General features: G+C 50.1%; 20 protein-coding genes. 14 read left to right on the forward strand and 6 right to left on the reverse strand.

Translation table 11 applies throughout. From position 1 onward, the window contains the following. Positions 1-71 precede the first annotated feature (71 nt). Positions 72-3,242: an Ig-like domain-containing protein gene (locus KTO58_RS11155; protein WP_095839286.1), complete on the reverse strand. Its 3,171-nt coding sequence runs from the start codon at positions 3,240-3,242 to the stop codon at positions 72-74. A gap of 491 nt (positions 3,243-3,733) precedes the next feature. On the opposite strand from KTO58_RS11155, the gene KTO58_RS11160 reads away from it, so the two are divergent. The 5 genes from KTO58_RS11160 to KTO58_RS11180 all read left to right on the forward strand — a co-directional run bounded on the left by KTO58_RS11160 (position 3,734) and on the right by KTO58_RS11180 (position 9,213). After that, the gene (locus KTO58_RS11160; RefSeq protein ID WP_095839284.1) at positions 3,734-4,471 is read left to right on the forward strand and encodes an SDR family NAD(P)-dependent oxidoreductase; all 738 of its coding nucleotides are present in this window, start codon (positions 3,734-3,736) and stop codon (positions 4,469-4,471) included. Between the two features lie 345 nt (positions 4,472-4,816). Next, positions 4,817-7,915: a carbohydrate-binding protein gene (locus tag KTO58_RS11165; RefSeq protein WP_095839283.1), complete on the forward strand. Its 3,099-nt coding sequence runs from the start codon at positions 4,817-4,819 to the stop codon at positions 7,913-7,915. Between the two features lie 209 nt (positions 7,916-8,124). Beyond that, on the forward strand, positions 8,125-8,631 hold the full coding sequence (locus tag KTO58_RS11170; protein ID WP_225860195.1) for an SRPBCC family protein: 507 nt from the start codon (positions 8,125-8,127) through the stop codon (positions 8,629-8,631). A gap of 9 nt (positions 8,632-8,640) precedes the next feature. After that, positions 8,641-8,826: a dihydrofolate reductase family protein gene (locus tag KTO58_RS11175; RefSeq protein ID WP_095839281.1), complete on the forward strand. Its 186-nt coding sequence runs from the start codon at positions 8,641-8,643 to the stop codon at positions 8,824-8,826. A 6-nt stretch (positions 8,827-8,832) separates the two neighbouring features. Continuing rightward, complete coding sequence (locus KTO58_RS11180; RefSeq protein WP_225860196.1) at positions 8,833-9,213, forward strand: dihydrofolate reductase family protein; 381 nt, start codon at positions 8,833-8,835, stop codon at positions 9,211-9,213. Between the two features lie 51 nt (positions 9,214-9,264). Here KTO58_RS11180 and ybiA read toward each other — a convergent pair whose 3' ends face one another. Continuing rightward, entirely contained in the window at positions 9,265-10,047 is a 783-nt protein-coding gene (ybiA, locus tag KTO58_RS11185) for a riboflavin biosynthesis intermediates N-glycosidase (RefSeq protein ID WP_095839279.1), read from the reverse strand. A 202-nt stretch (positions 10,048-10,249) separates the two neighbouring features. Here ybiA and leuC point away from each other — a divergent pair, with 202 nt between their 5' ends. The 4 genes from leuC to leuB are packed head-to-tail and all read left to right on the forward strand — an operon-like array spanning position 10,250 to position 14,964. Beyond that, positions 10,250-11,656, forward strand: coding sequence for a 3-isopropylmalate dehydratase large subunit (gene leuC, locus KTO58_RS11190; protein WP_225860197.1), 1,407 nt, complete (start codon positions 10,250-10,252; stop codon positions 11,654-11,656). A gap of 55 nt (positions 11,657-11,711) precedes the next feature. Beyond that, the gene (gene leuD, locus KTO58_RS11195) at positions 11,712-12,308 is read left to right on the forward strand and encodes a 3-isopropylmalate dehydratase small subunit (protein WP_095839276.1); all 597 of its coding nucleotides are present in this window, start codon (positions 11,712-11,714) and stop codon (positions 12,306-12,308) included. Positions 12,309-12,331: 23 nt separating this feature from the next. Continuing rightward, a complete protein-coding gene (locus tag KTO58_RS11200; RefSeq protein ID WP_095839275.1) occupies positions 12,332-13,855 on the forward strand; it encodes a hydroxymethylglutaryl-CoA lyase-like TIM-barrel protein in 1,524 nt (507 codons plus the stop codon). A gap of 35 nt (positions 13,856-13,890) precedes the next feature. Further along, positions 13,891-14,964 (forward strand): 3-isopropylmalate dehydrogenase, encoded by a 1,074-nt coding sequence (gene leuB / locus KTO58_RS11205; RefSeq protein ID WP_095839274.1) that lies wholly within the window; start codon positions 13,891-13,893, stop codon positions 14,962-14,964. A 76-nt stretch (positions 14,965-15,040) separates the two neighbouring features. Here the strand turns inward: leuB and KTO58_RS11210 are convergent, their stop codons facing one another. The 3 genes from KTO58_RS11210 to KTO58_RS11220 form a co-directional block, all read right to left on the reverse strand. Further along, positions 15,041-16,417, reverse strand: a complete 1,377-nt coding sequence (locus KTO58_RS11210; RefSeq protein WP_095839273.1) for a Gfo/Idh/MocA family oxidoreductase — start codon at positions 16,415-16,417, stop codon at positions 15,041-15,043. A 23-nt stretch (positions 16,418-16,440) separates the two neighbouring features. After that, positions 16,441-17,772 (reverse strand): sensor histidine kinase, encoded by a 1,332-nt coding sequence (locus KTO58_RS11215; protein WP_095839272.1) that lies wholly within the window; start codon positions 17,770-17,772, stop codon positions 16,441-16,443. A 95-nt stretch (positions 17,773-17,867) separates the two neighbouring features. Then, the gene (locus tag KTO58_RS11220) at positions 17,868-18,347 is read right to left on the reverse strand and encodes a YybH family protein (protein WP_095841605.1); all 480 of its coding nucleotides are present in this window, start codon (positions 18,345-18,347) and stop codon (positions 17,868-17,870) included. Positions 18,348-18,475: 128 nt separating this feature from the next. Here KTO58_RS11220 and KTO58_RS11225 point away from each other — a divergent pair, with 128 nt between their 5' ends. The 4 genes from KTO58_RS11225 (at position 18,476) to KTO58_RS11240 (ending at position 21,339) form a co-directional block, all read left to right on the forward strand. Next, entirely contained in the window at positions 18,476-18,952 is a 477-nt protein-coding gene (locus KTO58_RS11225) for a MarR family winged helix-turn-helix transcriptional regulator (RefSeq protein WP_095839271.1), read from the forward strand. Positions 18,953-18,974: 22 nt separating this feature from the next. Then, complete coding sequence (locus KTO58_RS11230) at positions 18,975-19,670, forward strand: GNAT family N-acetyltransferase (RefSeq protein WP_095839270.1); 696 nt, start codon at positions 18,975-18,977, stop codon at positions 19,668-19,670. Between the two features lie 148 nt (positions 19,671-19,818). Further along, complete coding sequence (locus KTO58_RS11235; protein ID WP_095839269.1) at positions 19,819-20,238, forward strand: SRPBCC family protein; 420 nt, start codon at positions 19,819-19,821, stop codon at positions 20,236-20,238. A gap of 183 nt (positions 20,239-20,421) precedes the next feature. After that, entirely contained in the window at positions 20,422-21,339 is a 918-nt protein-coding gene (locus KTO58_RS11240) for a sugar phosphate isomerase/epimerase family protein (RefSeq protein WP_095839268.1), read from the forward strand. A gap of 152 nt (positions 21,340-21,491) precedes the next feature. On the opposite strand, the gene KTO58_RS11245 is transcribed toward KTO58_RS11240, so the two are convergent. Continuing rightward, entirely contained in the window at positions 21,492-23,105 is a 1,614-nt protein-coding gene (locus KTO58_RS11245) for a glycoside hydrolase family 99 protein (protein ID WP_095839267.1), read from the reverse strand. A gap of 308 nt (positions 23,106-23,413) precedes the next feature. Between KTO58_RS11245 and KTO58_RS11250 the strand changes: the two genes are divergently transcribed. Beyond that, complete coding sequence (locus KTO58_RS11250) at positions 23,414-25,339, forward strand: gamma-glutamyltransferase family protein (RefSeq protein WP_095839266.1); 1,926 nt, start codon at positions 23,414-23,416, stop codon at positions 25,337-25,339. Positions 25,340-25,476: the final 137 nt, after the last annotated feature.

The following is a 25,476-nucleotide window of genomic DNA, read 5'->3' on the forward strand; positions in this document are numbered from 1 at the left end:
CTATATCGGCTATAAAAAATAAGGGTTACCGCTGTTGTGGTAACCCTTATTTTTTATCTGTGTTTTATTAATTATTGGCGTAAGAGTTTGATGGTCTGGCGGCTACGTTCTGTGGTATGTGCTTCCAGTACGTAGATACCTGAAGGTAAGGTACTGATATCGATCGTATACAGGCCGCCTGCTTTAGCGGTGGCGCCTGTCTGCTGGCGGGTGATAGCACGACCGTTGATATCGAATACGGTGACCTGGCGGAGGGGGCGATTGCTATACAGTTGTATCTGAGCGCCGGTGGCAGGATTGGGCAGTAAACGCAGCTGCCAGCCGGCATCATTGTTACCTGTTTTATCCTTACTCATTACGCTGCCGCTGGTGCTGTTGCCATATACTTCCAGCTCAAAAATAGAGTAACCGTATGCGGTGTTCCTGGCGGTACAATTGACGCGGATATAGCGACCGGTGCCCGAGAGGCCGGTCCAGCTGTTTTCGAGGGAGGTATTGCCGGTAACGGTTTTCAGCGGGCTCCAGTTCTGCTGGTCGTTGGAGAGCTGTATCTCGTAGTCTTTGGCGGAGGCGGCTTCCCAGGTGATATTCACTTCGTTGATGTTATAGACAGCTCCGAGGTCTACGGTCAGGGAGTGCGGGCCATCTCCGAAGACGCTGGACCAGCGGGTGGCTTTGCTGCCATCTACGGCGCTTGCTGCAGGGGTGCCGGCATTTTCCGTTGTAGATGCTGTTGCCGGTTTATTGAGTGCCAGGTTATTCCTGGACGGTGTATCATTCAGCGAAGTGGTGTAGTAGATATTATCGATGAAGAAGTCTGCGGTGGCGGCAGGGGCATCGCCGGAGAAGGTAAATGCCTGGGTAATGGTAGTAAGGTCGACGCCGGAGAGTGTATTTACCGGTATGACTACCTGGTGCCATTGGCCATCCCGTAATAATCCCAGTTTTTGTTCGCCTGCGGCGAAGGCGATATCGCGCTGGCCATTCTGGGAGATCACGCTGAATTTGAATGCGCCCTGGTAACTGGTTTTAAACCAGAATTTCAGGTATCCGTTGCTGAAAATGCTCAGGTTCCTGACATCGTGGGATACGCCCAATCCGAACCAGTTGGCGGCAGCGGCACGGAAGGCCATTACATTGGTTCCTTCCTGCGGTGCGGCCCCTGTGATGCCGGTAAGATTATTCCAAACATACAGATTGGCATCGAGACCATAGGTCAGTTTATCGGGTAAGGAAGCATCATCGCTGTAGATGCCATAGCGGTCGGTAGTGATCCTGTTATCTCTTACGGTGAAAGTGACCGGAGCAGCAGTACCTGTGAGTTTACCGCTATCGAATACTTTGGCGGTGATGGTGTACGTACCCTGGTCTACGTTATTCCAGGTGAAGGTGAAAGGCGCTTTATTTACCGTGCCCAGTAAGGTGCTACCATTGTAGAACTCCACTTTGTAAATAACGCCATCATCGTTAATGGCTGTCTCGATATTTACTTTAGCCAGTTTGCGATACGGTGTGGTACTTGTAGGAGCCGTGATGCGGATGGTGGGCGCGGTGTTGCCGGGGCGGGAGACCAGGACGGTCACTGGCTTGGAGGTAGTGGTCTTGCCCTGGTTGTCTGTTGCTTTAGCGGTGAGACGATATATACCCGGTGTATTGTTATTCCAGGTGTAGTTGAATGGTGCAGTGGTTACGGTACCCAGGTAGTTATCGTTGCTGTAGAAGACTACTTTGCTGATGGTGCCATTGGGATCGCTTGCATTGGTCTGGATGGGTATGGCAGCCGGTGTGTTAAATACGGCTTCATTAGCAAGGTTCGTGATAGTGACACGCGGGGCAGGGTTGGCTGATACGCCGCCGGTGTAGTAGATATTATCTAGGAAAAAGTCCATAGTAGCAGCCGGGGCATCACCGGAGAGCATGAACAGTTGTGTGGTCAGGGAGAGGTCTTGTAATCCGAATGCGGAGATCGGGATGGATACTTCATGCCATTGTCCATCTCTTTGCAAGCCATATTCGTTCGTTCTGTTAAACTGTATCCAACCTTCGCCGCCATCGGTAGCGATACCTACTTTGAAGTTGGCGGTGGAGCTGGTTTTCATATGGAATTTCAGTGTGCCATTTGCATAGTTGCTCATGTTTTTGGCATCGTTGGCGACACCTAGTCCGAACCAGTTGCCGGCGGCTGCACGGAAAGCCCATCCGTTGCTACCTTCAAAAGGCGCCGGTGCCGGTGTGATGTTGGTAATGTTATTCCACAGGAAAAGGTCTGCGCCGGCGCCGAAGGTCACTTTATCGTTGACAGCGGTATTGTCGGTGAAGATGCCGTAGTTGCCTTCGGGGGCATCGTCGCCATTTAGGAGGAGATTTTCATTGCGGGTAACGTCCTGGTATAGTTTGATGTAGTCGATCTCCATTCTGCCAGGCAATGCGGCGGTGATGCCGGCCGCGCTGTGTATACCGGTGTAGTTACCACCTACGGCCAGGTTGAGGATGATATAGAAAGGGTTTTGGAATGTTTCCAGGCCATTGCCGCCATCGATAGCTATTTTATAGTAAGGAGCGTTATCCAGGAAGACGGTGATAAATGCCGGGTCCCATTCTACTTTGTACAAGTGGAAGTCGTTGTTTAGCTCTACGGCGGTGGTGGTATCTCTGCCATATTCTGCATGGCCGACGTATCCACCCGGGATATTGGCCCACCAGTGTGAGGTGCCACGTACGGTACGATTTACGGTGCCGGCGCTGATGGAGGCAGCGGCGCCGATCTCGAGGATGTCGATCTCGCCGTTCTTAGGCCAGGTGCCACCGGTGGCGCCCAGTAGCCAGAATGCCGGCCAGAGGCCATTAGCTACGCGGGGTACTTTGATCCTGGCTTCCAGGGCGCCATAGCGGAAGGCTACCCTGCCAGCAGTTTTGATACGACCGGAGGTAAAAGGTTTGCCCCCCATATCTTCCCGGCGGGCTTCGATGACCAGGCTACCACCTTCTAACCGGACATTGGAAGAGCGGTTAGTATAGTATTCCAGTTCCTGGTTTCCCCAACCGCAGTTGCCTTTGTTGCAGCCGTCGCCGACTTCGTAGGTCCAATATTGGGGATTTAAGGTGGTGCCATTAAATTGATCTTCCCATACCAGTTTCCGCTGGGCATGAGAGGTGAGGGTTAATGATGTGAGTATCAGTGTAACGACGCAAATAAGGCTGCTGCCTAGCGGCAGGCTAACAAGGGAGGTGTGTTTTTTCATACTACGTGATTTAATGCATAATGGAATTCTAGCTTGGACCGGGAGGGGCCAGCAATGGTGATATTTTACAAAACGGTTTTGTGGAGACGGCGGGAATGGAGCAAAGCGCTACGAATATCTACGTTTTCACTGCGGAGGCACTGCATGTCCAGAAAAGTGTGACCCGACAGACGAGGGGCGTAAGACAAAATAAATTTGGAATACAAACCGATCGGTCTTATCTTTGTTATCACCAAAGTCTCCAGGGAGCAATTGCGCTGGTATTTAGAGAAGGTAACAATCTATTAAAATGCTATAGAATAGGTATTTTAGAATTTATTTCCGAGTAATCCTGTTAACAGGTTAATAGGTATGCTCGTTTTTTTTGCCTCAGCAAAAACCGATCGGTCTAATCATTTACACACTACATATTTTATACGCAACGCGGTACCGTAGCCGCTGGTGTTACGGTACTTTTTTTACATTTTTAATCATCCTTAATTAAAAAAACAATGAACACAGACAATAAGACGGTCCTGGTTACAGGCGGAGGGGCTGGTATTGGGTTGGCCATTGCGACTGCATTTGCGGAGCGAGGTAATAAAGTGATTATCGTTGGCCGTGATGCGAAGAAATTGCAGGCGGCGGAACAGCGGTCAGCGCATATCACCGGTGTGGCCTGCGATATCAGTGATGTTGCGCAGGTGGATAAGCTGGTAAAGCTGGTAGCGGAAGATCTTGGCGGTATTGATATCCTGGTGAACAATGCAGGGGTGTTGCTGGCAAGGCCGGGTATGCCTGATATTTATGAGAAAAGTAAGGCGGAGTTTGAGATCAACTTCTTTTCGGTTATACGTTTGACAGATCAGTTGTTACCGTTATTACGGCAGCGGCCGGAAGCAGCCATTGTGAATGTATCTTCTGCGACAGCATTTTCTCCGCTGGTAGGTGCCCCATCTTACAGTGCCAGTAAGGCTGCTTTACACAGCTATACACGGAGTCTGCGTCTTATTCTATCCAGAGAAGCGCCGCAGCTGAAGGTATTTGAGGTGCTGCCCGGGTATGTAGATACGGATATGGCCAGCGCCATTACGTCGCAAAAGATGAATGCGTCGGATCTGGCACAGGAATTACTGGACGGACTTCACGGTGATCAGCTGGAAATATTTCCTGGCCCGGCGAAAGAATACTATCCACAATTCCTGGCTGCACCGCTGGCATTTGCTGCTGCATTTAATGGTCTTGCCTAATAAATGTAGATCTGACATCTTTGGGAGAAGTATTGGATCACGGGGGATCGCATCCATTTTGGGGGCGGTCCTCTTTTTGCTTTCAAAAATATCTGGTTGGAATACAATGTCTTAGTCTGTTTGTCATTTTCATGCATATACAAGCAATTAAAAAAATACTATTTTAGCGACTGAACAACCTGTAAAAAAGAGCTAAGCCTGGTCCATATCTGCTTCTTTTTTATTGAAAACCTTGCGTGTAAACAGCCCGGATAGGCGGAATTTCCATACAATTACCTGATTTGAAAACCTTTAGTCTATACCAATCCTGGAACACGTTCACTCAACCTGTTTAAAACCATTCTCATGCACTATCGTTTACTAAAATTCCATCTTAGTGGTTACCTACGTCTGCGCCAAATGGTCTGCGTATGTTTTATTCTATTCTCAGGTCTTTTTTATCATCCTGTATCGGCACAGCTGCCGGCAGGATTTGTTGCCAAGAAGCTAACCGGCGATGTCATCAATGAAGCGACTGCTATGGCACATGCCAGTGACGGCAGGATCTTTATTGCAGAACGATCCGGCCGGGTGAAAGTATGGCAGAACGATGTAGTTAGTACTGTACATACGGTGACTACCACTACTGCATCAGAGCAGGGATTGCTGGGCATTACACTGCATCCTCAGTTTGCCACGAACGGGAAATGTTACATCTTCTACACTAATCCGGGGATGACGCGACATTACCTGGATATCATCGTGATCAATACGGCCAACCAGGTGACGGGTGTAACGCGGGTGATGGAGTTTGATCCGATCATCAACGGCTTTCATAACGGCGGGGCGTTGTTATTCAGAAACGGGCTGCTGTATATCGCTATTGGTGAAAGCAACTCCCCTGCGGAGTCCAACAAATTGGACACTTATCGTGGCAAGGTGTTACGGTTGACGGAGAATGGTGATCCGGCACCCGGTAACCCTTATTACAATGAAGCAGGTGCGAGCCGCCAAAAAAGAAGTATCTGGGCGATAGGGTTCCGGAACCCCTGGCGTATGAGCCTGGACCCCGTATCACAAAAGTTGTTCGTCATTGACGTAGGCGGGAACTATGAAGAGATCAATGACGTCACCAACCCTGATCCTGCCAAGAACTATGATTACGGGTGGGAACAGCGGGGCCGGACGGGACCGGAGCAGCCGGCTACTACTATTGCTCCTGCTTTCTATTACGGCCATAGCGGCTGGGGATGTGCGATCACGACAGCCCTGTTCTTTAACCCACCTGCGACCAACTATCCGGCGCAATATCGCAACCGTTTTTATTTCTCCGACTGGTGTGCACAATGGCTACGCAGTGTGGATGCTTCTAATCCGGGTGCGGGCTGGCAGGAATTCGCCAGCGGAGGCTTTGGTTCTGTGCTCGGCACCAGTGTAGGCATAGACGGTAACATCTACTATGTGAGGTATAATTCCACCGGTAGTATCTGGCGGATCGAGTATGCTAACAATCAGGCACCTACGATCGTGAACCAGCCGGTGAGCCAGACGGTAGTTGCCGGTGATCCGGTTACGTTCAGCGTATCGGCATCGGGAGCTACTCCCCTGAGCTATCAGTGGCAGCGTAATGGCGTCAACATTGCTGGTGCTACCGGTACCAGCTATACGATCAATGCAGTGGCAGCGGCAGATGCAGCCAATTACCGTTGTGTAGTGACTAATCCAAGCGGTACGGTTAACAGCCAGGAAGCACGCCTGACGGTGCAGCCATTCAATGCCCGGCCGGTGCCCAAGATCATTACGCCCGTGTCTTCCCTCACCTGGAATGCGTTGGATGTGGTGAATTTTTCGGGCAGTGCGAGTGATCCGGAAGACGGTGAGTTGCCTGCATCGGCGTTTAGCTGGGAAGTGCGCTTCTTCCATAAGGACAGTCCTACCAGTGAGCACTGGCATCCGGGCCCTGTTGTACCCGGCGGTATCAAATCCGGCAGTTTCGTAGCCGACAATGGCGGTGAATCTTCTCCGAATATCTGGTTCCGTGTATTACTTACCGTTACAGACTCTCAGGGAAGGACCGGAGTAGACTCTGTAGATATACAACCCAACAAGGTGATACTGACGGCGGCGGCTAACGTTGCGGGTCTCAAGCTGGTATTGGGTACGGAAGGTGTAGCCCCCTTCTCCAAAACCTTTGTTGTCAATACTGCCCTTGCCTTACAAGCTAACGGGCCGCAGGTGCTCGGTAATAACTCGTATACTTTCAGTTCCTGGAATCATGGCGGACCTGCCAGTCAATCGCTGCGGGTACCGGCCGTCAACACGACTTACACGGCTAATTATACCGCTACTGGGCTGGTGCAGGCACCTTATACGGGCACGCCTGTTGCTATACCCGGTAAGATAGAGGCGGAGAATTTTGACAAGGGAGGAGAAGGCATTGCGTATCATGACTCCAGCCCGGGTAATGCGGGTAACAATTACCGTACGACGGAAGATGTGGATATAGAACCCTGTGCGGAAGGCGGATACAATATAGGATATGTAGCTACCGGTGAATGGCTGGAATATACGGTAAATGTGACAGCCCCCGGTGTATATACAGTGGCTGTACGTGTAGCAGCTCCCGGCGCCGGCCGTTCATTCCATCTGGAGCTGGATGGACAAAATATCTCCGGTACTGTTGCGGTACCTAGTACGGGAGGCTTCCAGGCCTGGCAGACGGTAACAGTAACCACCCCGGCACTGACCACTGGCGTGAAAGTGTTGCGGCTGGTATTGGATGCCAATGACTTCAACGTGAACTATTTGACCTTTAGTAATGGCGGATCGCCATCGGCCAGTAAGTTCATCCCCGGACGCATAGAAGCGGAGTCTTATGACGAAATGAGCGGTGTGCAAAAAGAAGGCACCAGCGATACAGGTGGCGGAGAAAATATTGGCTGGATAGATAACGGAGACTGGATGGATTACCTCGTAAATGTACGTACGGCCGGCACTTATACGGTTCAATTCAGGGTATCCAGTGCGCCTGGCGGCGGTCAGCTGCAATTGCGTTCCGGCGATAATGTATTGACCACACAGAACATTGCCGGCACGGGTGGCTGGCAATCATGGACGACACTTACCGCAACTGTCAACCTGCCCGCAGGCGACCAGACCCTGCGTATATATGCAGCAGCTGGTAACTGGAATTTCAACTGGATGGAATTTACCAGTCCCAGTGGCGACCATCCTCCTCAACAGCAAGGAGTTGTGTTGTATCCCAACCCGGTACACACGGTATTGACGGTAACGCCTTTGGGGAAAGACGGTAAATATATCATCATCAATGCGGCCAATAACCAGCAAACGACCGTCAGGGCTGCTGATGGTAAGCTAGATGTAAGCCGGCTGGCACCCGGCACTTATATTTTGCGTTTCCAGGATGGCAATAAGGCCATTAGCAAAAAATTCATCAAACTCTGATCTGGTCATTAATTATAAGCGGCGGCCGGTCTTAAAGACCGGCCGCTTTTTTATACCTGGAAAAAAACATTTTCGCAAGCAAATACTTGCGCTTATATTTACAAGACGAGATGTATTACAGGAGATCACCGTTTAACTGTCGGCTGATGCTGAAACAGCCGTACAATCAAGGGATCAATACCCAACAAATACCGCCTAAAAAACTACTCATGCATACATCTACCCATGAAGGAGCCACCGGGTTTACACTCGCTTACACCTTCCAGGCTCCCCAGGAGCAGGTCTTTGGGGCTTTCGGTAATGCCGAGGCGCTCAATGCCTGGTGGGGCCCGGCCGAAACACAGAACAGTGTGATCTGCCTGGATTTCCGTCCGGGAGGTATCTTTCACTTCAGGATGGTGTCAGCGGGCGGTGTGCACTACGGACGATTTCTTTTTACCAGGATCGAGCCGCACTATCTACTGGAGTTCAACAATGCTTTTGCCGATGAAGATGCCAATGTGGTGCCGCCTCCCTTCGACCTGCCATTTCCGCTGGAGGTCCATTATAAGCTGGTCTTCAGTGAATATAACGGTGCTACCACTATTACGCTGACAGGCACTCCTGTTGATGCGGATCCCGAAGCTACAGCTGGTTTCCACGCTATTCGTGACAGTATGGAACAAGGCTTCGGCGGCACTTTCGGGAAGTTAGCGCACTATCTCCAACAACAATAGTCTATTATTATGAGAAAGCTGAAATTACAGGTACAGCTCTCTGTAGATGGGTTTGTATCTACCGGCCCTGGCGATGAACAGCAATGGATCACCTGGGCCTGGGAAGAGATCCGCCCGCAGGTGCTGGAGCTGCTTGACAGCAGTGATACCATATTGATCGGCCGCAAGCTGGCGATCGACTATATCCCCTATTGACAGCAAGTGTATACCCAACCGGACGATCCGATGTATGATGTCAGTGCACACATCGTCCGGGCGCAAAAAGTGGTATTTTCAAACACCTTAGCAGCATCTCTTTGGGAAAATACCCAGCTGGCGAAGGGAGATCTGACGGCAGAGGTTAAAGCGCTGAAGGCCGCCGGCGGTAAGGATATGATAGTGTATGGCGGTAGTTCCTTTGTTACTTCGCTGATCCGGGAAGGGTTGATAGATGAATATTATCTGTTTGTGAACCCGGTGGTATTGGGAAAAGGGGAAGGGATATTCGGCGGACTGGCGAATTACCGGGGATTGGTACACCGGGAAACCCTTACCTATCCATCTGGTATTGTATTACTCAAGTATGTCGCTGCAATTCCTTAAAACAAAAAGCTCCCCATAAAGGCGAGCTTTTCTTATACTAGTTCATCTTTATCATACGATATGTTCTTCTTCATCGGCGTAAAAGTCCAGCCACTCTCCCAGCGGCGGATGTGTCAGCTGGAAGATGACCTGCTGACGGCTGTCCAGTTGGCTATAAAAGGCGGCGATACGATCGATGATGGACTCCCCTGCCCCCATTCTCCAGAAGATATCCATGGGCGGTATATCCGGATGTGCATCCCAGGGCATTTCCAGGTCTGCCGGGATATTTAGCGCTTCAAAACCACCGAAATCGCGCAGGAAGTCGCGGGCTTCCATGAGGGCAAACCCCAACAGGTTGCTTCCTTTCCATTTTGAGACATTGGCGCTGTCGGGATTGTCTTTTGCCAGTCCTATTCCCCAGATCGTATCTGTCGGGCTAGCCTCCACCAGGACGCTATCGCCGGTATTCAGCAGAAAGTCTGACAGGGAAGGATGTTGGTTAAATTTATGGATGTTGCCGGCGATCACGAGTTCGTAGGCATTTTCTTCCCATATTTCTGCCGAGAAGTTTTTCACTTCCCGTCCTATTGCTTTGGCTTCGCCTGGAGTGGCAGCTGCCATGATCTTTCCATATGCATCCCTATCATTGAACAGGAGGGCTTTATGGGCCATCATCCAATGTTCGGCGGTAGGATATGTGCGGCCATTTACGATGAAGGGGCTTTCATACCATTGACTAAGACCGCTCTGATCGACCTTGTCTGCAGATGCGGGGATATGTCCCCAGAAATATTGATAGTCCAGTGCTGTTGTTGTTCCAACCTTTTCTCTAAGCCATGCTATATTATACATATGATCTGTTTTGCGATGCGAAGATACTCAATCAGCCCGGGTCCTTGATAACTAAGGTCTAGGATATGATAAAGGCCATTTATCAGCTGATCATTAGCGTTCCCGGCGCGTCTCCCTAATATCTTTAGAAAAAACCACAATAAAAAACAGATATTCTGGATAAAATTTAACAATTTAGCAACTGTTTTTAAAATTCTACAAAATGAGTCAGAAGCCCGCTACACTATTTGATAAGGTATGGGATGCGCACGTAGTCCGGAATATTGAGGACGGACCGGATGTATTTTTTATCGACCGGCATTTTATTCATGAGGTGACCAGTCCGGTGGCCTTTCTTGGGATGGAACAACGGGGATTGAACGTGATGTTTCCCGGAAAGACCTTTGCTACGGCGGATCACAACACGCCTACTATTAACCAGCATTTGCCGGTAGAGGACCCTTTGTCTGCCAATCAGCTGAAGGCATTGGAGACGAATACTGCCAAGTATGGCATTTCTCACTGGGGTCTGGGTAATCCTAAAAATGGTATTGTGCATGTGGTAGGGCCAGAGAATGGCATTACGCTGCCGGGTATGACCATTGTGTGCGGAGATTCTCATACTTCCACTCACGGGGCATTTGGTGCGATTGCGTTCGGTATTGGTACTTCCGAGGTGGAGATGGTATTGACCTCTCAGTGCATTATGCAGCCGAAGCCTAAGAAGATGCGGATCAGTGTGAATGGTGAGTTGGGTAAAGGCATTACACCGAAGGATGTGGCGTTGTATATTATTTCACAGTTGACCACTGCTGGTGCGACCGGCTATTTTGTGGAATATGCCGGGGAGGTATTTGAGCAGATGAGCATGGAAGGCCGGATGACGGTTTGTAATATGAGCATAGAAATGGGGGCGAGAGGCGGTATGATAGCGCCTGACGAGACCACATTCGATTATATCCGCGGGCGGGAGAAAGCACCGGTGGGTGCTGCATGGGAAGAGGCGCTGGCTTACTGGAAGACGTTGAAAACAGAGGAAGGCGCTACGTTTGATAAAGAGTATCATTTCAATGCCGCTGATATAGAGCCGATGATCACCTATGGTACCAACCCAGGTATGGGCATGGGTATCACTGGTCATATTCCTTCTGCGGTGGACGCAGGCAGCAATAAGGCCAGTTACGAGAAGTCCCTGCAATACATGGGATTCCATGAGGAGGAGCCCATGTTGGGCAAAAAGGTGGATTATGTTTTTATTGGTAGTTGCACTAATGGTCGTATAGAGGATTTCCGGGCTTTTGCTTCTATTGTTAAGGGACGTAAGAAGGCGGATCATGTCACGGCGTGGATTGTGCCCGGTTCTCATATCGTAGAGCGTCAGATCAAAGAGGAAGGCATATTGGATATACTGACAGATGCTGGTTTCCAGTTACGTCAGCCCGGCTGTTCTGCCTGTCTGGCGATGAACGACGATAAGATACCTGCTGGTAAGTATGCGGTGAGTACGAGCAACCGTAACTTCGAAGGCCGTCAGGGCCCCGGCTCCAGGACCTTGCTGGCCAGTCCGCTGGTAGCGGCGGCGGCGGCGGTGACCGGCGTAGTAACTGATCCCCGTGAGTTGCTGGCATAGTCAGGCTGTGTACGGGGCTTTTTACATCAATAAGACTTTAAACTGAAAACGACCAATGGCTTACGATAAATTCACGACACTTAAGAGTACAGCTGTTCCCTTACCTATTGAGAACGTAGATACCGACCAGATCATACCTGCCCGCTTTCTGAAAGCGACAGAGCGTAAAGGATTCGGGGATAATTTGTTCCGTGACTGGCGATTTGAAAATGACGGTACTCCCAAGGCTGATTTCATTCTGAACAATCCTATCTATACCGGAAAGATACTGGTAGGTGGTAAAAACTTCGGTAGTGGCAGCAGCCGTGAGCATGCTGCCTGGGCGATCTATGATTATGGATTCCGTTGTGTGGTGTCCAGCTTTTTTGCGGACATTTTCAAGAACAACTCTCTAAATATCGGCATATTGCCGGTGCAGGTAAGTCCGGCGTTTCTGGACGGTATCTTCACAGCGATAGAAGCTGATCCTGCTACCGAGCTGGAGGTAGATCTGTCAGCACAGACCATTACCATCCTGTCTACCGGTGCACAGGAATCCTTTTCCATCAACAGTTACAAGAAACACAACCTGACGAATGGTTACGATGATATCGACTATTTACAATCGATGAAAGCAGACATCGAGGCATTCGCGGCAAAAAGTATCTACTAAAAAAAATCATAACCCCTACCCATATGCCAGTTATCCAGCGCCATTTAGAGATCATGGACACCACGCTGCGCGACGGAGAGCAGACCAGTGGCGTTTCTTTTTCTCCCTCTGAGAAGTTGACGATTGCGCAGTTGTTGCTGACGGAGGTAAAAGTAGACCGTATAGAGATCGCATCTGCGAGAGTATCCGATGGTGAGTTTGCGGCCGTGAAGGCGATTACCAAATGGGCGAAGGTCAACGACCTGTTGCATCGCATAGAAGTATTGACTTTTGTTGACGGCACTGTATCTATTGACTGGATGCAGAAGGCCGGCGCCAAGGTGATGAACTTATTGACCAAAGGATCTCTCAATCATCTGACCCATCAGCTTAAGAAGACGCCTGCGCAGCATTTTGCGGAGATAGCGGATGTGATCAAGCTAGCGAAGAAAAAGGGGCTTTCCTGTAATGTCTACCTGGAAGACTGGAGTAATGGTATGCGGCATTCGCCGGAATATGTGTATGGGTATCTTGATTTCCTTACGCAGCAACCGGTGAAGCGGATCATGTTGCCGGATACGCTGGGGGTGCTTTCTCCTGCGGAGTCGGCCGCTTATATTGGTGCTATTGTACAACGGTATCCGGATATCCATTTTGATTTTCATGCGCATAATGATTATGACCTGGGTACTGCCAATGTGCTGGAAGGCGTAAAAGCGGGGGCGCAGGGTATTCACCTGACGATCAATGGTATGGGTGAACGAGCGGGTAATGCGCCACTTGCCAGTGCTATTGCGGTACTGAAGGATTTCCTGCCTGAGGTAGGTACTTCTGTAAATGAGCGCTCATTGTATACGGTCAGTAAGCTGGTAGAGACTTTTTCCGGTTTCCGCATCCCGGCGAACAAACCGATCGTCGGCGAGAATGTTTTCACGCAGACGGCAGGCATACATGCTGACGGTGACAAGAAGAACAAGTTATATTTCAGCGATCTGATGCCGGAGCGTTTTGGGAGAGAGCGTGTATACGCTCTCGGTAAGACCAGCGGCAAAGCTAATATTGAGAATAACCTACAGCAGTTGGGGATACAGTTGTCTGATGCGGACCTTAAAAAGGTGACCCAGCGTATCATTGAGCTGGGCGACCGGAAGGAAGTGGTAACGCCCGCTGATCTGCCTTATGTGATTTCGGATGTATTGGACAGTAATCGTATCAGTGAGAAGGTGCGGATCGACAATTATGTACTCACACATTCCAAGAACCTGCACCCATCTGTTACGTTGGGTATTTCGATAGATGGGCAATCGTTTGAGGAGCATGCGCAGGGCGACGGGCAATATGATGCTTTCATGAATGCGTTGAAGAAGGTGTATAAGAAGTTAAAGCAGGAGCTGCCGGGGCTTACGGATTATGCGGTGCGTATTCCTCCCGGCGGTAAAAGTGATGCTTTGTGTGAAACGATCATTACCTGGAATTTTAAAAACAAGGAATTCAAGACCCGGGGGCTGGACAGCGACCAAACGGTGTCTGCTATCAAGGCTACCCAGAAGATGCTAAACCTGATCTGATCAGGTCTACCTTTCTTATTTCAATCAATCACTGAATGGCAAGCAAACACATTTTAATTGTTCCGGGAGACGGAATAGGACAAGAAGTAACGGCAGTCGGCAAGAAAGTATTGGACAGGATCGCTGAAAAATACGGACACGCCTTCACTTATGACGAAGCATTGATCGGTCACGTAGCGATAGAAGCTACCGGTCAGCCTTTACCCGATGTGTCACTGGAGAAGATGCGTGCTGCTGATGCGGTATTGTTCGGTGCCGTAGGGCATCCGAAATATGACAATGACCCCTCTGCGAAAGTAAGGCCGGAGCAAGGGTTATTAAAGATGCGTAAGGAGCTGGGATTGTATGCCAACCTGCGTCCTATTAAATTATTCGATGAACTCCTGGATGCGTCCAGTATCAAACCTGAGATACTGAAAGGAGCTGATATATTATTCTTCCGGGAGCTGACCGGTGATATTTATTTTGGAGAGAAAGGCCGTAAGAATGGCGGCGATACTGCTTTTGACATTGCGGAATACAGTCGTTTTGAGGTAGCCCGTATTGCGCGGAAGGCATTTGAAGCTGCCAGGACGAGGAGGAAAAAACTTTGTTCTGTTGATAAGGCCAATGTGATAGAGACCTCCAGGCTGTGGAGGGAGGTGATCCAACAGATCGCTCCTGAGTATCCGGATGTGGAAGTGGAACATCAGTTTATAGATGCGACGGCGATGTTACTGATCAAAGACCCACGCCGTTTTGACGTGGTGGTGACTGCTAACCTGTTTGGCGATATCCTGACGGACGAGGCCTCCCAGATAGCGGGTTCTATGGGTATGCTGGCATCTGCTTCCATAGGCGACGGTACAGGCGTATACGAGCCGATACACGGTTCTGCGCACGACATTACCGGCAAAGGGGTGGCGAATCCATTGGCGTCTGTACTTTCTGCTGCTTTGCTGCTGGATATCTCTTTTGGTATGAAGGAAGAATCTGTGGCGGTGATACAGGCTGTGGACAGCGTATTGAAGGATGGTTTCCGCACCCGGGATATCGCCGATGCAGCTACACCTGCTGACAAGATCTTAGGTACTGCCGCTATGGGCGATGCCGTATTACAATATTTGTAAGCTGGTACGACCACTTATTACCAAACGGGTGCCTTATCGCCAAGGCACCCGTTTTATATTTTATGACTATATGCTGTTATAGGAAAGAGTTGGGGTCGGGGTGCTGCCAGGGACTACGATAAGGCCGTTGTAACAAGTCTGTGGCGGTGGCATCGCCCGTTATGATGCGTTTTCCCGGATCATAAGTGAGCGGCCGGCCGGTCTGCATGGACAGATTGGCCAGGATACAACTGGCGGTAGATATGTGCCCTTCGGCAATATCAGCTACCGGCCGGGTGTTGTGAGCGATGGCATCGAGGAAATTGAGCATATGGAGACGGGTAGCAGGTGCGGCATTCAGTTCTATGGCCGGTTCCTTCACATCTTCCGGGTATTTTTCCTTTTCGAAGAGGACATCTCCATGTATTGCCTTCCCTTTGTCCTTATCAACCGGTGTAAAATCGTATTGCATGGTGCTGGCGGCCAGTGTACCCTTTTCTCCGAATATCTTGAAGGCCCAGGGGTATTGCGGATCGTCGGGGGTACCCCAGGTGCGATGCTGCCATAGGCAGTTGAGTTCTTCATATTCGAAGAGTGCGGATTGTGTATCGGCTATATTGGATTTTCCTTCTTTCTGTACGTAGATACCACCGGTGGAGCTGATTCGTTTGGGCCATCCCAGGTGGAGCATCCAGCGAACGGTATCCAGCATATGCACACACATGTCTCCCATGATCCCATTTCCATACTCCATGAAGGTGCGCCACCAGCGTACATGTGGCAGGCCATCATAGGGTCGCAGCGGTGCGGGGCCGGTCCACATTTCGTAGTCAAAGAAATCCGGTACCGGTTGTACGACAGGATTACCATTGTTGCGCATGTGATAGTAGCAGCACATTTCTACATGGGATACCTTTCCTAGCAGGCCGGCATCTACGATATTCTTTTTGGCTTCGATCAGGTGCGGGGTACTTTTCCGTTGGGTACCTACCTGTACTACGCGGTTATATTTCCTGGCGGCAGCTACCATGGCCTCCCCTTCTATTATATCGACGCTGATCGGTTTTTGTACGTATACATGTGCTCCTGCTTTTAGGGCGGCTATTGCCTGTAAGGCATGCCAGTGGTCGGGCGTTCCGATCAGTACGATATCGAGGGTTTGTTCGCTGAGCATTTTGCGATAATCGGTGTAGTGCGCAGGTATTTTCCGGGAGCGTTGCCGCTGGCTAACCAAGCGGCCGGCTTCTTCAAGCTGGTGCTTATCTACGTCGCACAATGCGACCACTTCTACCGGTGCTACCTGTATCAATCTGAACAGGTCGCTTTTGCCATACCAGCCGGTACCTATAAGGGCTACACGTAGTGGTTTAGCGGGATTGAGTATATCCATTGCATTTGCGCCCAGGGCAGACAAAGCGAGGGTTGCAGTAGCTCCTTTCAGGAAGCGTCTCCGGTTGATATTGAAATGCTCCATTGAAGTAAGATAAGCGCTTTTCTTCAGTTATAATAGTCTACAACGGGAACATTGATGGTGAGCCCTTTGGGAAGCGATACGGTAAAGGTGGAGCCGGCATTGGGGTTGCTACGTACGCGGATACTGCCTTCGTTCTGTTGTACGAATTCTTTACAGAGCATTAATCCTAATCCGGTTCCCCGTTCGCCGCTGGTGCCATAACCCGGGGAGGCGGTGTATACGAAGAGATTGGCCAGTTGTTCGCCTGACATGCCCATCCCGTGATCGGTCACTTCGATCACTACCTGTTGAACGGATGCGCTTGCTTTTACGGTGATCTTACCACCGGGATAGCTGAATTTGAGGGCGTTGCTGATGAGGTTACGCATGATGACGGACACCTGGTCTACATCTGCATATATGGCCAGGTCGGGAGCGATGACCAGTTCTGTTTCTATATGTTTTTGCTCTGTGACCAGTTGGAAGAAGTAACAGACTTCATGCACCAGGGGTGCCAGCAGGAAATGGGTAGGGCGAACACGGATGCCTTTCATGCTACGGGCGGACCATCGCAGTACGTTATCCAGCGAGTCTCCCAGCTGGGAGACTTTTTCGTAGAGCATGGCTGCGGCTTCTTTCATTTCTCCTTCCGGGTATTGTCCTTTCTGGAACATATCCAGCAGGGATTCGAGGGTAGACAACGGGCTGCGGATATCGTGTGCTACGATAGAGAACAGTTTTTCCTGGTCTTTATTCATGGCGGCCAGTGCCTGGCGTTGTTTTTCTATTTCCTGCTGATAGTCGGACTGGATATGTTTAAAGAAGCTGAGGGCAATAATGATAAAGAACAAGGAGGTGGCAACATTGGCCCATACTCTTCGTGCCGGTACGGGGTCGGCGACCGCCATATGCTGCGGGCTGAATACAATGATCAGGAATGCCGAGATGACCAACGTACTGACGGCGACTATCCACCATTTGTTGTCGTATACGAGGATGGTGAAGATGAGTATATTCAGCAGGAAATATTGTGCTCCATTGTGGAAATACAGGCCAGTGAAGGTGTAGATCCCGGCGCTAAAGAAGATCATGATGCTACGGGCACTGAGGTACAGACGATACCTATGCAGGTATAACACACCTGTATTGATGAGCGCCGTGGATACGTTCAGTGCAGATAGGAGATATCTACCCTGACAGGCATTCACTACGGCAAATAACAGCATGAAAGGAATACAAGGTAACGCCAGCAGATTGAGCAATTTGGTGCGCCTTGCTTCAATAAATGGCATTCCCGGTGATATTCCAACATTCACGGTATAGTTCCAATAGCGCTCGATGACAGTGTAAAGGAAGTTAGCCAGGTGCTTGAGCATAATTCAGTGCAAATATAGCCACAATTAAAAACAATGGCTTACCACTTAAGGGTGACAATTCCCGGCATTTTACTCCTATTCCTGTTATGGACGTGTTATTGGGAGCGATCGCTGCTGAATGCGTCCCTATACATTTTCCAACCCTGATCTGTCTTTTTCCAGCGTACGAGGAACTTTCCGTTGTCGAACAGTTGGTTGGCGGCGTTATAGGATTCCCAGCGGCCCTCTTCGGTGACAAAACCATTACCGTTACCATAAACGTTTGTGGTAATAAAGCGGCCGTTCCGCAATCCGATCTGGCGATAGGCGGTTTGGAAGAAGAGGAGGATGGCTGCTCTCCCACAGGCTACGGGGGCTCCCGGGGCCATAATGCAGGCATCTGCCGCATAGCGGTCTATAAAGACAGAAGAATCATTTTTGGCGAATGCTTCAAAGTAAATGCTGTTACTGGCGGCGATAGCTTTACGGGCCTCTTCCAGTTCTCTGCCCGCCGAGTCGCGCCCGGGACGGCAAGCAGGATATAGGAAGGTAAGGCAGCCGATGATGCTGTAGTACAAGCAATGAACATTTTTCATGCTGATAGATTTTGATACGGCAAAGAAACTGTACTGAGCGCTTCCGGCATTGTACAAAAGCGAACCGATTTTGTTTAAAAAAAATGTCTTCCTAAATTTGGTAAGTATTTACGTAAATATTTACATTTATGTCAGGAAACATTATTAATGAGCTGGGGTCATTGGCGATCGGAGCGCGGATGAGGCGGTTGTATGACCAGCTATCCCGGGATGGAGCGAGGATATACGAGGACCATGCGTTACAGTTCGACATCCAGTACTTTACGTTATTCTACCTGATTAGCCGACGGAAGCAGATCAGTATTACGGAGATCGCGGAGGAGTTGAGCCTTACGCATCCGGCGATCATTCATTTGGCGAAGGGGTTGGAGAAAAAGGGGTATATCAGTTCTGTGAAGTCAGCATCGGATAGCCGTAAGCGTATGTTGCAATTATCCCGGAAGGGGCAGCAGTATCTGCCTACTTTCGAGCAGGTATGGCAAAAGATAGCGCGTTTGAATCAGCAGCTTTTTGCGGAGCAGCATGCGTTATTGCAGCAGCTGGAGGCGGTTGAGCGGGCGTTGGAGGTGCAGTCTTACTATCAGCGGTTCCAGGAAATGACTTGATATTTTTCAAATAAACAGCTATATGGATCAGCAAGATTTTGCGGTGCTGGACAATTGTCTATGGCATGCATTACGGGATACGCAACATGATTTTTCGCTGGGGCAGGCGCCGGCGTTCCGGTTCCGGCCTGAGATATTGCCCTTTATCGGGTTTGATCATCGTGTATCTGCTCCGCTTGCCGGATTGCAGCCTTTTATGGCGCCCGGGGAGCAAGTGTTTGTGGTGGGAGATCTGCCGGATACTTTATCGGGGTGGACGGTACTGCGGGAGCTGGACGGTGCGCAGATGGTATGTCCGCAGCTATTGCCCGGTGAAGTAAGGCACCTTGCCGAGTTGCAATTGCTGAATGAAAATGACTGGGAGGAGATGCACGCACTTGTGCAGGCGGTGCAGCCAGGTTATTACCGGCAGCGTACTCCTTTGCTTGGTTTGTATTGGGGTATCAAGGTGGATGGGAAGTTGGCGGCGATGGCCGGGGAGCGTTTCCGGTTGCCGGGCTTTACGGAGGTCAGTGCAGTCTGTACCTATCCGGCGCATACTGGCAAGGGGTATGCGCAGCAGCTTACTACTGCTGTATGCCGGCATATCTATGCACAAGGAGCGATACCATTCCTGCATGTATTGAAGACAAATACGAGGGCGATTGCTTTATATGAGCGGTTGGGATTCTATAAGCGCCGGGATATTCCTTTTTACCAGGTGAGTGCCCCACTTTAATAAGACCGGTGTAAATTAGTCCTGAAGTGGCCGGTAGCATGTCTTGATCGCACCTGTCCGGATTTATTATAACCTATTATTTTTGTGTTGTCAACGGCGGAATAGCCGGTCAATAAACAAGTACATCTCAACTATCAAACTTATATACATGGCACACACACCTATCACCATTTCAGCGACCATAACAGCACCTGTAGAGAAAGTATGGCAATTCTGGTCTGAGCCGGCGCATATTCAGCAATGGAATAATGCCTCTGAGGACTGGCATACGCCGCATGCAACCAATGATCTGCGTGCAGGCGGTTCGTTTACGACCCGTATGGAGGCGAAAGACGGCAGTTTCGGTTTTGATTTCGGCGGTATTTATGACGAGGTAAAGGAATATGAGCTGATCGCATACACCATGGGTGATGGCCGTAAGGTGAAGATCACTTTTGCGGGCAGTCCGACGGGTACTGACATTGTAGAGACTTTTGATCCGGAGGGTACTCATCCTATCGAAATGCAGCAACAGGGGTGGCAGGCGATCCTGGACAACTTCAAAAAGTATACAGAGCGCAACGCTTAATACGACCGATACGCTATGCGATAGCCGGTGTGCACTGGGGACAGTGTGTGCCGGCTATTATTTTATCCATTTAAAATACCGTTGCTGCAACAACCGGTTGCATTTAACATTCTTAATGTGTACATTTAGCTATAAGGCATTCATAATCGTCCATTCATTCTACGACTATAATTACTCACGTCTATGAACACATCTAGAAGAAACTTTTTAAAGCAGGGCGCGCTGGCGGCGGCCGGTGTTGCTTTGTTCCCCAACGTATTGCACGCCTCTTATAAAGCCAAGGGATTGCTGGGTATACAGCTGTATTCTATCCGGGAGGACATGAAAAAGGACCCTGCGGGTACGTTGAAGCAGGTAGCCGCTATGGGCTATAAAAATGTAGAGCACGCGAATTATGTGAACCGGAAATTTTATGGTTACAGTGCAGCGGAATTTAAGAAGCTGCTGAATGACCTGGGGCTTAAGATGCCCAGCGGGCATACGGTGTTGGGTAAGCAGCACTGGGATGCCGGTAAAAAAGATTTCACGGATGCGTGGAAGTACACGGTAGAAGATGCGGCGGCGGTAGGCCAGCAACTGGTGATCAGCCCCTGGCTGGATGAGAGTTTGCGTAAGACCTATGATGATTTCAAGGCTTACATGGATGTGTTTAACAAATGCGGGGAGTTGTGTAAGCAATCCGGTATGAAGTTCGGTTATCATAACCATGATTTTGAATTCAGTACGGAGTTGAACGGGAAGAAGCTGTTCGACCTGATACTGGAGAACACGGATCCATCGCTGGTAGCGCAGCAGTTGGATATCGGCAACATGTATCATGCCGGTGGTATTGCGCTTGATATCATTAAGCGATATCCCGGCCGATTTGAGTCCATGCATGTGAAGGATGAGATCAAAGCTGCGAACAAAGGCGAGATGGGTGGTGGTTATGAGAGCACTATCCTGGGTAAGGGTATCATTCCGGTAAAGGAGGTGATCGACCTGGGATTAAAGTCCGGCGGTACTAAACATTTCATTATTGAGCAGGAGTCTTACCAGGGTATTGCGCCGCTGGCGTGTATCAAGGAAGACTACCAGGTGATGCGCCGCTGGGGATTCTGATGATCTTGTTTGTCCATTTATGATAGCCGTTGCTGGTATACCAGCAGCGGCTTTTTTTATGATAAAAAGGTACAGCCATCATTGCTCTGTCAATGACGGCTGTAATACCTGGCTGTTCCCTTTTGATCAGACTTATGATCTGTTTTGCAGGATCAATTTTGTAAGGTCCAGTGCCCACTCTCGAAGAAGTTGGGTACAGCGGTACATTGTGCTGATCCGTTTTGGTTTTCGAGATTGATATAGGTGCCTTTCCATTCGTTCTTTATCCTTTTGTATCCATTGTAATCTTCCAGCACCCAATAGCCGCTATAGAAGGTATTAGGTAAGGCGGAGCTTTCCACATAGCTATATTGGTTTTCTATATTCAGGTAGTTGCCGGTGGCGAGGTTTTTAAACCGGAGGTGGCCATTTACCTGTTCCTGTATCCATTTGTATTGGTTACCGCTATTGCCGGTGCTATATTTTACCCGGCCATTTTCTTCATACAGGTAGGTATTGAGCCATCTGTTTTTGATGAAGACGCCGCTGCCGCCACCGGGGTTAGTGGGGTTACCATTGATACTGTTGAGTAATGTTTCGGCGTTGCTGACCTGCAGGTTGGTCAGGTGGGTGAATACCTGATTCAGCTGTTGTTGTACGTTGCTGTTGCCTTTGTATTGTTTGCGGTACTGGTAAAGTTTGAAGATGAGGTCCAGTTCTCGTTGGCCGTAGGGTACGCCCAATTTTTGCTGCATGGTGGTCAGGAAGGAGAAGCCAAATTCGTCTGTTGGTTCTATCATGGTGCCTTCGCCGTAGTCGTTCCAGGTGGCGAACTGGATGATGGCGGTGCTGGAGCGCAATGCTTTATCCAGTAGGGAGGAGAATGTGCTAGTGCCATTGTGTGCGATCTGCCAGGTGGGGCCATCGGCGCCGCCTTCAGCGTAGAAGGAGCGGAATCCGGGGTATACGACACCGATGGATAAGGGGAAGCTGGCGGCTTGAGCGTAGTAGTTATCTACGACGGTCGGGTGGTCCTGATATATCCAAGGGTATTCTCCGCCTGAGTTGTTGGCCCCTACCTGGTTGGTGAAGCCATATAGCGGCAATACTTTGGGGCGAGGGTTCAGTCCGGAGAGGATGCGGTCCCATTCGGCCGGTTGGTGGAAGGTGATGGGGCCGAAGTTGAGTACTACCGGGCCATTGTTCATGCGGAGGTAGTTACCCTGGTTGAAGTAGTTGTTCTGCATGTATACGAAGTCGCCATGTGCGCCATCGGTCATGCCCGGGTCCCAGTTACGGTCTTCGTGGACGATGGCGAACTGCAGGCCGACGTCGTTCAGTTTGTTGATGAGGGCGTTGGAGTTGGCGAGGTTGTCCGGATAATCGTATCGCTGGCGGGTGCCGGGCCAGTCGATGAAGACACCATCTGCGCCTGCGTATTTCATGAGGAGTAGTTGGTATTCTAAGATATCCGGGTCGGCGGAGGCGTAGGGGCCGGTCTTGGGATAGTAGTGGGCGGCGATCTGCCGTTTGCCATTGGTGATGATATCCGGGTTGCGGTTATTCATTTTCCAGTGATAGCCCCAGGCGCCACGGGATTCTGGTGTTTCGAACCAGGGCATCCAGTGGATGAATATCTTTTTGTTGGTGTTTTTGGTAACCTGTACGGCGTTGGTGATGGCCTCCCGTCCGGACGGAGTAACGGGTTCGGTGGCATCCTGCCGGACATTTTTGTTACATGACAGTAATGCCAGTGTGCAGCAGGCTGCCAGTAGTAGTTTTTTCATTTCGTGGATCTTTGAGGTAAATAATAGGTTGTGTCAGTGTGGATAGTACTTCAGGAATTCAGCCGGAATAAAAATAGGGGTGTCGGGCAGGTGGGGCTAATAATATTTCAGAAATATAAAGAAAAAACCCATGCAGGGTTTAATAATAATTTACCAATCAGTCAGTTATACAAAGGATAGTATAAGTAAAATATAACGTTGTTTTGTTGTATTGCTGGCGTTATAGGGGCGGTCGGGAGGATACTTTTGGCCCGGCACGGCGCTTTTTTATTTATTTTAGCTGTTATCACGCTTTCATAACTATCACTATGCAACGAATACTACTACTCTCCATTTCACTGTTTTTTTTTATGGGGTTGTCTGCACAGCAAACGCAGAAGCCACCGTTACACGGTAAACACTGGATGGCCATTACGGGTAAGCCGCTGGCGGCTACTGCCGGGGCTATGATCTTTCAGCGGGGAGGTAATGCGGTAGATGCTGCCTGTGCGATGCTGGCAGCTACCTGTACGATGTGGGATGTATTGAGTTGGGGAGGTGAGACGCAGGCGTTGATCTACCATCCTAAGACGGGGAAGGTGATAGCGATCAATGCGCTGGGGGTGGCACCCGGTGGGGCGACAGTAGATTTTTACAAGCGGAAGGGCTATGATTTTCCACCGGAGTACGGGCCATTGGCGGCGGTTACGCCCGGTACACCCGGCGGCCTTTGTTATATGCTGGCCGAGTATGGTACGATGAGCCTGGAGCAGGTATTAGCACCGGCTATGGAGCTGGCTGCCGGTTATCCTATTGAAGCGCAGACGGCCAATAGTATTGAACGCGGGAAGGCGCATATCAAACAATGGCCTTACAGCAAGGCGGTGTTCCTGACACATCCTGGCGCTAAGCGGGAGGCTCCTGAAGCCGGGGAGATATTTAAGCAGGAGGATCTGCTGGGGACGTTACGTAAGCTGGTCACGGCGGAGCGGGACGCGCTGCGGCAAAAAAAGGGTCGTAAGGCAGCGATCATGGCGGCTTATGACCGTTTTTACAAAGGTGACATTGCGCGGGAGTTTGTGCGGGGATGCCAGGAGCAAGGCGGGTTGATCACGATGGAGGACCTTGCGAAATGGAGGCCTGTTGAGGAGGCACCTTTGCATGTCAACTACAAAGGTATTGATGTGTACAAGCTGCAGGAATGGACGCAGGGGCCGGCGATGTTACAGAGTTTGAATATATTGGAGCATATAGACCTGAAAGGCATGGGTTACAATTCTCCTGCCTATATCCATACGATCTACCAGACGATGAGCCTGGCATTTGCGGACCGGGATTTTTACTATGGCGATCCTGCTTTTACGCCCCGTTCTCCTATCCGGGGGTTGCTGAGTAAGGCATATGCGAAAGAGCGGGCGAAGCTGATCAAGCCGGATCATAATGATCCGAATATTGGTCCTGGGGACCCCTACCCTTTTGAAGGCCGTAACAACCCTTATCTGAATCTGTTGTCGGCGCGTGCGCGCCTGACGGATACGACGGCACCAAAAAAGGATTCGCGTTTTGTGCCTACGCATGACGTGATCACTTTTACTACTCCGGCGGCGCCGCTGATAGCGCGGCAGGCGGCGGACAGTGCTTACCAGGACCGTTTATGGCGGGGGACGACCAGTGTGGAAGCGGCAGATGCGGAGGGATGGGTGGTGTCTATTACGCCCAGTGGCGGATGGGTGCCAGCCTGTATAGCCGGTAAGACGGGTGTGGGGATGAGTCAGCGGTTACAGAGTTTTGTGCTGGATTCTGTCTTGAATCCATTTAATGTGCTGACCCCCGGTAAGCGGCCGCGGGTGACGCTGACGCCTTCGCTAGCATTGAAGGACGGGAAGCCATTTCTTTCTTTTGCTGTACAGGGAGGCGATACGCAGGATCAGAACTTATTGCAGTTTTTCCTGAATGTGGTAGAATTCGGTATGACGGTGCAGCAGGCGACGGAGGCGGCCAATATTAACAGTAATCAATTGTGGTTATCGCTTGGTGGTACGGATATGAAGGATCGTCAGCCGAGACCAGGCAGTATACTACTGCATAACAATACGCCGGAGGCCACGCGTAAGGCATTGTTGCAGATGGGATATGACGCCAAGTATAGTCCTAGTACGAGTGGCCCTATCAACGCTATTTATTTTGACTGGCTGCACGGCAGTCTATGGGGTGGCAGCAGTAATAACGGGGAGGATTACGGCATAGGCTGGTAGTCAGGTGCAAATTTTGTGCAGGGCGAAGTGATGGCGAAATATTGTAAGTACCGATGGAGGCCGGGATCGACCGGCACTTCCTGGTGCTTTCTGACGAGCATGCTATTTACATATCAGCATAGCGGATACGGATGCGA

The organism is Chitinophaga pendula (genome assembly GCF_020386615.1).
Lineage (GTDB): Bacteria > Bacteroidota > Bacteroidia > Chitinophagales > Chitinophagaceae > Chitinophaga > Chitinophaga pendula.

Coding starts and splice junctions, on each gene's coding strand:
- KTO58_RS11155 (WP_095839286.1), bottom strand. CDS start 3,242: ATGAAAAAACACACCTCCCTTGTTAGCCTGCCGCTAGGCAGCAGCCTT.
- KTO58_RS11160 (WP_095839284.1), top strand. CDS start 3,734: ATGAACACAGACAATAAGACGGTCCTGGTTACAGGCGGAGGGGCTGGT.
- KTO58_RS11165 (WP_095839283.1), top strand. CDS start 4,817: ATGCACTATCGTTTACTAAAATTCCATCTTAGTGGTTACCTACGTCTG.
- KTO58_RS11170 (WP_225860195.1), top strand. CDS start 8,125: ATGCATACATCTACCCATGAAGGAGCCACCGGGTTTACACTCGCTTAC.
- KTO58_RS11175 (WP_095839281.1), top strand. CDS start 8,641: ATGAGAAAGCTGAAATTACAGGTACAGCTCTCTGTAGATGGGTTTGTA.
- ybiA (WP_095839279.1), bottom strand. CDS start 10,047: ATGTATAATATAGCATGGCTTAGAGAAAAGGTTGGAACAACAACAGCA.
- leuC (WP_225860197.1), top strand. CDS start 10,250: ATGAGTCAGAAGCCCGCTACACTATTTGATAAGGTATGGGATGCGCAC.
- leuD (WP_095839276.1), top strand. CDS start 11,712: ATGGCTTACGATAAATTCACGACACTTAAGAGTACAGCTGTTCCCTTA.
- KTO58_RS11200 (WP_095839275.1), top strand. CDS start 12,332: ATGCCAGTTATCCAGCGCCATTTAGAGATCATGGACACCACGCTGCGC.
- leuB (WP_095839274.1), top strand. CDS start 13,891: ATGGCAAGCAAACACATTTTAATTGTTCCGGGAGACGGAATAGGACAA.
- KTO58_RS11210 (WP_095839273.1), bottom strand. CDS start 16,417: ATGGAGCATTTCAATATCAACCGGAGACGCTTCCTGAAAGGAGCTACT.
- KTO58_RS11215 (WP_095839272.1), bottom strand. CDS start 17,772: ATGCTCAAGCACCTGGCTAACTTCCTTTACACTGTCATCGAGCGCTAT.
- KTO58_RS11220 (WP_095841605.1), bottom strand. CDS start 18,347: ATGAAAAATGTTCATTGCTTGTACTACAGCATCATCGGCTGCCTTACC.
- KTO58_RS11225 (WP_095839271.1), top strand. CDS start 18,476: ATGTCAGGAAACATTATTAATGAGCTGGGGTCATTGGCGATCGGAGCG.
- KTO58_RS11230 (WP_095839270.1), top strand. CDS start 18,975: ATGGATCAGCAAGATTTTGCGGTGCTGGACAATTGTCTATGGCATGCA.
- KTO58_RS11235 (WP_095839269.1), top strand. CDS start 19,819: ATGGCACACACACCTATCACCATTTCAGCGACCATAACAGCACCTGTA.
- KTO58_RS11240 (WP_095839268.1), top strand. CDS start 20,422: ATGAACACATCTAGAAGAAACTTTTTAAAGCAGGGCGCGCTGGCGGCG.
- KTO58_RS11245 (WP_095839267.1), bottom strand. CDS start 23,105: ATGAAAAAACTACTACTGGCAGCCTGCTGCACACTGGCATTACTGTCA.
- KTO58_RS11250 (WP_095839266.1), top strand. CDS start 23,414: ATGCAACGAATACTACTACTCTCCATTTCACTGTTTTTTTTTATGGGG.